Source organism: Sinorhizobium sp. 8-89 (assembly GCF_030124325.1).
GTDB lineage: Bacteria > Pseudomonadota > Alphaproteobacteria > Rhizobiales > Rhizobiaceae > Sinorhizobium.
Map to the genome: position 1 here is coordinate 1 of NZ_JASKLR010000092.1, position 610 is coordinate 610.

Below are 610 nucleotides of genomic sequence, written 5' to 3' on the forward strand. Positions count from 1 at the left end.
CCCCGCGCCCTCGGCCTCACTTCCCGCCATCTCGCCTACATCATCTACACCTCCGGATCCACCGGCACGCCAAAGGGCGTCATGGTCGAGCATGCGAGCACCGTGAACCTGCTGCATTGGAACAAAGGCATCTACGCGGGATCGGAGGTCAGCCGCATGCTGTTTTCCACCTCGATCAATTTTGATCTATCCGTCTACGAGTGCTTCGTGACCCTGTCACAGGGCGGCGCACTCTATCTTGCCGACAATGCGATGGCATTGGCGAAGACGTCCTTGGATGTCTCCATGATCAACACAGTGCCCTCGGCGATTGCCGCCCTAGTCGACAGGCATGCAATCCCGTCCTCGACGACCGTCGTCAATCTGGCGGGCGAGCCCCTCAAGCCTCGCCTGGTCGAGAGCATCTTCGAGAAGAGCCGCGTGGAGAAGATCTGCAATCTGTACGCTCCTTCCGAGACGACGACGTACTCGACCTGGGTTTGCATGCCCAGGGGAGAGGCTGTCGTCGAAACGATTGGCCGCCCGATTGCGAACACGCGTGTGTATCTTCTCGACCGGCATGGCGCACCGGTGCCGTTCGGGGCGGTCGGCGAGCTCTACATCGGCGGGG

The 610-nt window shown here is 61.1% G+C and carries 1 protein-coding gene; it reads left to right on the top strand.

Annotated elements, in window-relative coordinates; genetic code table 11:
• On the top strand, nucleotides 1–610 hold a 610-nt coding region (locus QN219_RS33800), incomplete at both ends, for an AMP-binding protein (RefSeq protein WP_284004767.1).